This window comes from Vibrio kasasachensis, from assembly GCF_050337565.1.
Taxonomy (GTDB): domain Bacteria; phylum Pseudomonadota; class Gammaproteobacteria; order Enterobacterales; family Vibrionaceae; genus Vibrio; species Vibrio kasasachensis.
Genome location: NZ_JAKJTB010000025.1, coordinates 64,436 through 73,374, shown reverse-complemented (window position 1 = coordinate 73,374; position 8,939 = coordinate 64,436). Strand labels below are relative to the sequence as shown.

The window sequence follows — 8,939 nt, the reverse complement described above, 5'->3', positions numbered from 1 at the left end:
GCGCTAGTGTGCGTGAGAGACCATTCATTCGTCCACATTAAATTAAATGCTTTTCGTTTTGTTTGAGCAGTAGCAGCATGCTTAGTTGGTAAAAATGAATCAGTACCATGGATGGCAAAGACTTGAGCCCAATACCGTATCTGTCTTGAAGAAATTGAATATTGTTTTGCTAAGTAGAGAGATGACGTGCCATCTAAGTATTGCTTAGCAATGATACATTTTAGCTCTCGGCTATATTTGGACATAAAAAGACCCCCAATAATTGGTGTCTAACTATTGGGGGTCAGTTCATAATGCGGCTTTTTTATAAACTTTTTAGCCCCCATTTTTCAGCCGTAACTTTGAAGAATCCTTGAGTTTTCTTCAGTTCAACCCAATGATTAATATAGTTAATCCACACCTGATCATCTTGCGAGAGTAGCATCGCTATCGGCGTTGGCTTACGTGGCTCTTTAACAGGAACGATGGCTAATTGATTAAATTTTTCCACCAGAGTTGCTGCCTCTACGTTGGATGTAACAGAGACATCAGCACGTCGCGCGAGCAATTCTTGGAAGTCACGAGCTGGCGCTTCAATAACTATGTGTTGTGCATTAGGAAAAAACGCTTTAACCATCTTCTCTTGTACTGTGCCTAGTGTCGCTGCCACTTTTACTTCGGCTTTGTCAAAATCACTCCAATCAGAAAATTTAGACAGATCTTTTTTCTGCACTACTGGGACAAAAGCAAGATAAAAATAAGGCTGGCTATAGCCCGCGACTTTAGCCCGTGACATATTCAATGACGCACTACCAGTAATGTCATATTTATTCGCAGTAATACCACTAACTAGCGTTTTCCAATCGGTCGCCACGAATTCAACTTTAACCCCAAGATCTTTTGCCAACTCAGTGGTGACATCAATATCGAAACCACGATAATTATTGGTGGCTGGATCTTTCATTGTCATTGGATTCCAATCCCCAGTGGTACCAACCCGCAATACACCGCTCTCTAAGATCTCTTGTAGACGACTTTGTGCATGAGCGACTTGTGTTATGGCTAACAAACTGATCGCAATTACCATGACTATTCTTTTCATTTTCACTCCCTGAAAGCAAATTATCGAAGATATTCCCTATAATTATTAACTATTAATTATACTTCATTGATAACATGGTAGTAACAAGTAACGTTTTTTCACCAGTTTAGGGAGTAACTGTGAACTACCGACGACTTTTTCCTGCTTGTTTGCTGTTGTTGACTGGTTGCTCTGATTACCAATGGGGATGGTATGTAGTCAATCCAACGACCGATCAGGGTTGGACCAATTTGAAATTTCTGTTGGCTGGCTTTAACGACACCATCCAAATTTCATTATTGAGCATGGTCTTTGCTATGTCTTTAGGCTTACTGGTTGCCCTGCCTGCCTTATCGAAAAACAAGCTGCTGCTGTGGTTTAATCGCTGCTACGTCGAAGTGATGCGCTCTATTCCAGTATTGGTATTACTGCTGTGGGTATATTATGGAATGCCTACTTTGATGGATATTTCTCTCGATCATTTCTGGGCAGGCGTAATTGCATTAACTATCGCTGAAAGTGCTTTTATGGCAGAGGTATTTCGAGGCGGCATTCAAGCTATCAGCCGCGGTCAGCATGAAGCAGCTGAATCACTTGGACTCGATTATTGGCAAAAAATGCGCCTGATAATTTTGCCGCAAGCATTACGGCAGATATTACCGCCATTAGGTAACCAATTTGTGTATATCCTTAAGATGAGCTCACTCGTTAGTGTCATCGGATTAAGTGATTTAACTCGCCGGGCGAATGAATTAGTGGTTAATGAGTACTTACCTCTAGAAATATATACCATTTTGGTTTTAGAGTACTTGGTGCTTATTTTGCTCGTCTCTCAGGCTGTTCGTTGGTTAGAAAAGCGTATTGCTATACCAAACTACTGAGTATGCTCTCTGTCGAACACATACAAAAATGCCACTCAACAGAGCGGCATTTTCACTTTAATTATTTTAAATATTCGTCAGGCGCTATTTTTTCTTAACCGGACGTTGCCAGCCTGTAATTTTGCGTTCTTTAGCACGAGTTATGACTAACTCACCCTCAGCGACATCTTTGGTTAGAGTTGTGCCAGCGCCAATGGTTGCACCATTAGCAATCGTCACTGGTGCAATAAGCTGGCAATCAGAGCCAACAAACACATCATCACCAACCACGGTCTTAAATTTATTAGCACCGTCGTAGTTACACGTGATCACACCGGCACCTACATTGACTCGTTTGCCAATTTCAGCGTCACCTAAGTACGTTAGGTGATTGGCTTTAGAGCCTTCACCTAAGCAAGTATTCTTCACTTCAACGAAGTTACCTACGTGCGCATCATTACGCAGCTCAGCCCCAGGTCGTAAGCGTGTGAATGGACCTACTGTGCAATCTTCACCAACAATCGCACCTTCTATCACACTGTATGGTCGAATGACGGTATTATCATCAATCTCGCAATCTTTTAGAATACAGCCTGCACCAATCTTAACGTTATCACCAATCGAAACCGAGCCTTCAATAATCACATTCACATCGATTTCAACGTCTAAGCCACACTGCAGTTGACCACGTAAATCAAAACGGGCTGGATCACGAAGCATAACGCCTTGTTCCAGTAGCTTATGAGCTTGCATTGATTGGTAAGCACGCTCAAGACGAGCTAGCTGAGCGCGATCATTTACACCTTCAACTTCAATTGGGTTGACAGGATGGACAGCCTCAACAGCACGACCTTCATCATGTGCAGCCGCAATCACGTCCGTTAGGTAGTATTCGCCTTGTGCGTTGTTATTATTTAAGCCTGATAACCAACGCTTCAAATCACCACCAGTCGCAACCATTACACCAGTGTTGATTTCCTTAATAAGCTTTTGCTCATCGGTCGCGTCTTTTTGCTCAACGATCGCGACGACAGGACCATTTTTACGCACGATACGTCCGTAACCCATTGGGTTATCAAGCACGACTGTAAGTAGTGCTATACCACCAGTTGGCTGAGCATCAAGTAAATTTTCAACCGTTTCGGAAGAGATAAGTGGAACATCGCCATAGAGAACGAGAACTTTCTCATCATCCTCAAACTGATGCGATGCTTGATCTACAGCATGACCAGTACCAAGTTGTTCTGCTTGTAGCACCCATTTGACATTCTCTTCAGCAAGAGCTGCCTGCATCTGATCACCACCATGACCAAACACTAAATGGATGTTTTGCGCGCCTAAACCTGCACAGGTATCAATAACGTGTTTCACCATTGGCTTACCCGCAAGCGAGTGTAAAACCTTAGGCATGTTCGAATACATGCGAGTGCCTTTACCCGCAGCAAGAATTACAGCACTAAATTTCATTATAAATCCTGTTGGCGTCGATTTGCTAAATTGCGATGTATTGTAAACATCCCAAAGCGAATAGTTAATGCTACAAATAAATTACTAGTACTAAAATAACAAAAAGGCGACCAATAGGCCGCCTTTATCACATTATAAACACCACTAAAGTCAATTAACGGCGTTTTTTGGTCAGCTCGATAACTCGTAGCTGAGCAATGGCTTTAGCCAGTTCACTGGCCGCTTGTGCAAAGTCCATATCGCCATGCTGATTTTGGATATTCTCCTCAGCGCGACGTTTAGCTTCTTCTGCCTTCGCTGCGTCTAGATCTTCACCACGGATAGCTGTATCAGCCAGTACAGTAGCTGTACCAGGCTGAACTTCTACCATACCACCAGAGACATAAATGAACTCTTCGTGACCGTGCTGTTTCACAATACGCACCATACCAGGCTTAATAGCGGTCAGCAGCGGAGTGTGACCATGGAAAATACCAAGCTCACCTTCGCTACCGGTCACCTGAAACGTTTCAACACGACCAGAGAATAGTTTCTTCTCAGCGCTTACTACGTCTAGGTGAAAGGTTATTGGTGCCATATCGCCTCCTAGTTAGCCTTAAAGCTTCTTCGCATTCTCGATAGCATCGTCGATCGTACCGCAGTACATAAACGCTTGCTCTGGAATGTCATCGTATTCACCAGATAGTAGACCTTTAAAGCCGCGTAGTGTCTCTTTAAGAGATACGTATACGCCAGGGTCACCTGTAAATACTTCAGCTACGTGGTAAGGCTGAGTTAGGAAACGTTCAATCTTACGAGCACGAGATACAACTTGCTTATCTGATTCAGATAGCTCGTCCATACCTAGAATTGCAATGATGTCTTTCAGCTCTTTATAGCGCTGAAGAGTCTGCTGAACGCCACGAGCTGTGTCGTAGTGCTCTTGACCAACCACTAGTGGATCTAGCATACGAGATGTAGAATCTAGTGGGTCAATCGCAGGGTATAGACCCATTGCCGCGATGTTACGGTTAAGTACAACCGTTGCATCTAAGTGCGCGAATGTGGTTGCTGGAGACGGGTCAGTCAAGTCATCCGCAGGTACGTATACCGCCTGTACAGACGTGATAGAACCTTGACGAGTTGACGTGATACGCTCCTGTAGTACACCCATTTCTTCAGCAAGTGTAGGCTGGTAACCTACTGCTGATGGCATACGACCTAGCAATGCTGATACTTCTGTACCTGCAAGTGTGTAACGGTAGATGTTATCGATGAACAGTAGTACGTCACGACCTTCGTCACGGAAACGTTCTGCCATCGTTAGACCAGTCAAAGCAACACGTAGACGGTTACCTGGTGGCTCGTTCATCTGACCGTAAACCATTGCTACTTTTGATTCTTCAGGTTTTTCGATGTTTACAACACCAGCTTCCTGCATCTCAAAGTAGAAATCGTTACCTTCACGAGTACGCTCACCAACACCAGCGAATACTGACAGACCTGAGTGCTGTAGTGCGATGTTGTTGATAAGTTCCATCATGTTAACGGTCTTACCTACACCAGCACCACCGAATAGACCGATTTTACCACCCTTAGCGAATGGACAAATCAAGTCGATTACTTTAACACCAGTTTCAAGTAATGCTGTTTCGTTTGATTGCTCTTCGTAGCTTGGTGCTTCACGGTGGATAGAGTAAAGCTCTTCCGCACCGATCTCACCACGCTCATCAATCGCGTCACCTAGAACGTTCATGATACGACCTAGGGTTTTAGTACCTACTGGTACTGAAATTGGAGCGCCAGTGTTTACAACTTCCACTCCGCGACGTAAACCATCTGAGCTACCCATTACGATACAACGAACTATGCCACCGCCTAGCTGTTGCTGAACTTCAAGAACTAAACGTTCTTTTGAGTCCGTAACGTTTAGAGCGTCATATACACTAGGTACATCGCTCTGTGGGAACTCTACGTCGACTACCGCACCGATGATCTGTACGATCTTACCTGTAGCCATCGTTAATCCTCTAAACTATTTCGTTTAACCTAAGCTTAAACCGCTGCCGCACCTGATACGATTTCCGACAGTTCTTGTGTAATCGCAGCCTGACGGGCTTTGTTGTACACAAGTTCTAAATCTTCAATCAGGTCAGTCGCGTTGTCTGTTGCAGCTTTCATCGCAATCATTCGAGCCGCTTGCTCACAAGCAAGATTCTCAACTACACCTTGGTAAACCTGAGACTCTACGTAACGCACTAAAAGCGTGTCCAATAGAGGCTTTGGTTCAGGTTCATAGATGTAATCCCATGAATGCGGACGCTGCATTTCTTCGCTGTCCGATTTAGGCAAAGGTAGCAATTGATCGATCGTTGGCTCTTGAATCATAGTGTTTACAAACTTGTTGAAAACAACATACAAACGATCCAATTCACCATCATCGTATTTCTTAAGCATTACGCTAACAGAACCGATTAGATCTTCTAGGCTTGGGCTATCGCCCAGACCAGAGACCTGCGCAGCGATTGTTGCTCCACTGCTTTTGAAAAATCCAGTCGCTTTAGAACCAACAACAGCCAGTTCAACTTCTGCGCCTTTTTCTTTCCAAGCCTGCATATCAGTAAGGGCTTTTTTGAACACGTTAATGTTCAAACCGCCACACAGGCCTCGGTCTGTAGAAACGATGATGTAACCAACACGCTTAGCTTCACGCTCTTCTAGGTACGGATGTTTGTACTCTAGATTTGCATTTGCCACGTGACCGATCACTTTACGCATTGTTTCAGCATATGGACGAGATGCTTCCATTGCGTCTTGAGAACGACGCATTTTTGAAGCGGCTACCATTTCCATAGCTTTCGTAATTTTCTGCGTGCTTTTAACACTACCGATTTTATTACGTATCTCTTTTGCGCCGGCCATCGTTACTCTCCATTAGTAGGCGGCATTACTGCCACCGACCTATTACCAAGTTTGGGTTGCTTTGAAGTCGTCAGTCAGTTTTTTCAACTGAGCTTCGATTTCATCGTTGTAAGCACCCGTCTTGTCGATCTCAGCTGCAAGTTCAGCGTATTGACCGCGAGCGTACGATAGTAGAGCAGCTTCAAAATCAAGCAATTTGCTGATTTCAACGTCTGCTAAGTAGCCGCGCTCTGCCGCAAAGATTACTAGTGCTTGGTCAAATACTGAGAATGGAACGTATTGCTTCTGTTTCATTAGCTCAGTTACTTTCTGACCGTGGTCTAGCTGTTTCTTTGTTGCTTCATCAAGATCAGACGAGAACTGTGCGAATGCCGCTAGTTCACGGTACTGAGCTAGTGCTGTACGGATACCGCCAGATAGCTTCTTGATGATTTTCGTTTGCGCAGAACCACCTACACGAGATACTGAGATACCTGGGTCAACAGCTGGACGAACACCAGCGTTGAATAGCTCAGTTTGTAGGAAGATCTGACCATCGGTAATCGAGATTACGTTAGTCGGTACGAATGCTGAAACGTCACCTGCTTGAGTTTCAATGATAGGAAGAGCAGTTAAAGAACCAGTCTTACCTTTCACTTCACCGTTAGTGAAACGTTCTACATACTCTTCGTTTACACGAGCTGCACGCTCTAGTAGACGCGAGTGTAAGTAGAATACATCACCTGGGAATGCCTCACGGCCTGGTGGACGTTTTAGTAGTAGAGAGATCTGACGATAAGCAACAGCTTGTTTAGATAGATCATCGTAAACAATCAGTGCGTCTTCGCCGCGATCGCGGAAGTATTCACCCATTGCACAACCAGCGTAAGGCGCTAGGTATTGCAGTGCAGCAGACTCAGAAGCAGATGCAACAACAACGACTGTATTAGCCAGTGCGCCATGCTCTTCTAGTTTGCGTACTACGTTAGCGATGGTAGAAGCTTTCTGACCAATTGCTACGTAGATTGAGAAAATACCAGAGTTTTTCTGGTTAATGATCGCATCGATCGCCATTGCTGTTTTACCAGTTTGGCGGTCACCGATTACAAGTTCACGTTGACCACGACCGATAGGGATCATTGAGTCAACTGATTTGTAACCAGTTTGCACAGGTTGATCTACCGATTTACGGTCGATTACGCCTGGTGCGATAACTTCTACAGGTGAAGTCAATTTAGCTTCTAGTGGACCTTTACCATCAATAGGCTCACCTAGTGTGTTCACTACGCGACCAAGAAGTTCTGGACCAACTGGCACTTCAAGAATTCGACCAGTACCTGTAACTTTCATGCCTTCCTTAAGGTTAGCATATGGACCCATTACAACCGCACCAACCGAGTCACGCTCAAGGTTAAGTGCTAGTGCATAACGACCACCCGGTAATTCAATCATTTCACCTTGCATCACGTCCGCTAGGCCGTGAATGCGGATGATACCATCGCTTACCGATACGATAGTACCCTCGTTGCGAGCTTCACTAACAACTTCGAAAGATTCGATGCGTTGTTTGATTAGTTCGCTAATTTCCGTGGAATTAAGTTGCATGCTCCAATCCCCATTAAGACTGCAATGCATCGCTCAGGCGGTTCAAACGACCACGCGCTGAGTCATCGATGACTAGGTCTCCGGCTCGAATTATTACCCCACCAAGTAGGGCTTCATCTATACTGCAATTCAGCTTCACTTTGCGCGCAAGGCGCAGTTCAAGTTTGCCACTGATTTTTGCTAGCTGTTCACCAGACAGTTCAAACGCTGAAATAATATCAACATCGATCTCTTTCTCGTGCTCTTTCTTCAAAATGAAGAATTGCTCACAAACCTCAGGAATAGTCGCTAAACGACCATTCTCAGCCATAACCTTTAAAAGGTTTTGACCATGTGCATCAACTTGATCGCCACAAACTGCAACAAATATCTCAGCCAATTTCTCGGCTGACATAGAGCTGGTTAACAGCTCTTTTACTTGTTGGTTTTTGACAACTTCAGCGGCAAAAGATAATGCTTGACCCCATTGGTCTAGCTGATCTTTTTCCACTGCAAAGTCGAAAGCTGCTTTAGCATAGGGGCGTGCGATAGTAGTCAAATCAGACATATGCGCCCCCAGACTTAAAGTTTTGCAGTAATGTTGTCAAGAATATCTTTTTGCGCATCTATATCGATAGAACGCTCAAGGATTTTCTCAGCACCAGCTACAGCCAGAGTTGCAACTTGTTTGCGCAGATCATCGCGCGCACGGTTGCGTTCAGCTTCTAGTTCAGCTTCAGCTTGAGTAAGAATGTTCTGGCGTTCTGCCTGAGCTTCTTCGCGAGCCTCATCTAGAATTTGAGCTTTACGCTTATTCGCTTGCTCAATGATCTCAGTTGCTGTGCGCTTCGCTTCTTTCAATTGATCAGAAGCGTTGGCTTGTGCTAGATCCAAGTCTTTAGAAGCTCGTTCTGCCGCTTGTAGACCATCAGCAATTTTCTTCTGACGTTCTTCAATCGCACTCATCAATGGCGGCCATACATATTTCATGCAGAACCACACAAATAGAGCGAACGAGATTGCTTGACCTAGCAGAGTTGCGTTCATATTCACAACAGCTACTCCCTTTTAAGAATCAACTACAAAAA

General features: G+C 44.5%; 9 protein-coding genes and 1 pseudogene. 1 reads left to right on the top strand and 9 read right to left on the bottom strand.

All coding sequences use genetic code 11. The features are described 5' to 3' along the window. Window positions 1-245, bottom strand: a pseudogene (locus L4C38_RS18945) (helix-turn-helix domain-containing protein); the annotation flags it as partial. Between the two features lie 59 nt (window positions 246-304). Continuing rightward, a complete protein-coding gene (locus tag L4C38_RS18940; protein ID WP_428799112.1) occupies window positions 305-1,081 on the bottom strand; it encodes a transporter substrate-binding domain-containing protein in 777 nt (258 codons plus the stop codon). Window positions 1,082-1,200: 119 nt separating this feature from the next. Here L4C38_RS18940 and L4C38_RS18935 point away from each other — a divergent pair, with 119 nt between their 5' ends. Beyond that, a complete protein-coding gene (locus L4C38_RS18935) occupies window positions 1,201-1,941 on the top strand; it encodes an amino acid ABC transporter permease (protein WP_428799111.1) in 741 nt (246 codons plus the stop codon). An 84-nt stretch (window positions 1,942-2,025) separates the two neighbouring features. Here L4C38_RS18935 and glmU read toward each other — a convergent pair whose 3' ends face one another. The 7 genes from glmU to atpF form a co-directional block, all read right to left on the bottom strand. Beyond that, a complete protein-coding gene (gene glmU / locus L4C38_RS18930) occupies window positions 2,026-3,387 on the bottom strand; it encodes a bifunctional UDP-N-acetylglucosamine diphosphorylase/glucosamine-1-phosphate N-acetyltransferase GlmU (RefSeq protein WP_428799110.1) in 1,362 nt (453 codons plus the stop codon). 154 nt (window positions 3,388-3,541) lie between these two features. Next, the gene (locus tag L4C38_RS18925) at window positions 3,542-3,964 is read right to left on the bottom strand and encodes a F0F1 ATP synthase subunit epsilon (protein ID WP_075648139.1); all 423 of its coding nucleotides are present in this window, start codon (window positions 3,962-3,964) and stop codon (window positions 3,542-3,544) included. A gap of 18 nt (window positions 3,965-3,982) precedes the next feature. Continuing rightward, window positions 3,983-5,386, bottom strand: a complete 1,404-nt coding sequence (gene atpD, locus L4C38_RS18920) for a F0F1 ATP synthase subunit beta (RefSeq protein WP_428799109.1) — start codon at window positions 5,384-5,386, stop codon at window positions 3,983-3,985. Window positions 5,387-5,421: 35 nt separating this feature from the next. Beyond that, window positions 5,422-6,288, bottom strand: a complete 867-nt coding sequence (gene atpG / locus L4C38_RS18915) for a F0F1 ATP synthase subunit gamma (RefSeq protein WP_428799108.1) — start codon at window positions 6,286-6,288, stop codon at window positions 5,422-5,424. Window positions 6,289-6,330: 42 nt separating this feature from the next. Then, window positions 6,331-7,872 (bottom strand): F0F1 ATP synthase subunit alpha, encoded by a 1,542-nt coding sequence (gene atpA, locus L4C38_RS18910; protein WP_428799107.1) that lies wholly within the window; start codon window positions 7,870-7,872, stop codon window positions 6,331-6,333. Between the two features lie 13 nt (window positions 7,873-7,885). Next, complete coding sequence (gene atpH / locus L4C38_RS18905) at window positions 7,886-8,419, bottom strand: F0F1 ATP synthase subunit delta (RefSeq protein ID WP_428799106.1); 534 nt, start codon at window positions 8,417-8,419, stop codon at window positions 7,886-7,888. A gap of 14 nt (window positions 8,420-8,433) precedes the next feature. Further along, entirely contained in the window at window positions 8,434-8,904 is a 471-nt protein-coding gene (gene atpF, locus L4C38_RS18900; protein ID WP_428799105.1) for a F0F1 ATP synthase subunit B, read from the bottom strand. Window positions 8,905-8,939 lie beyond the last annotated feature (35 nt).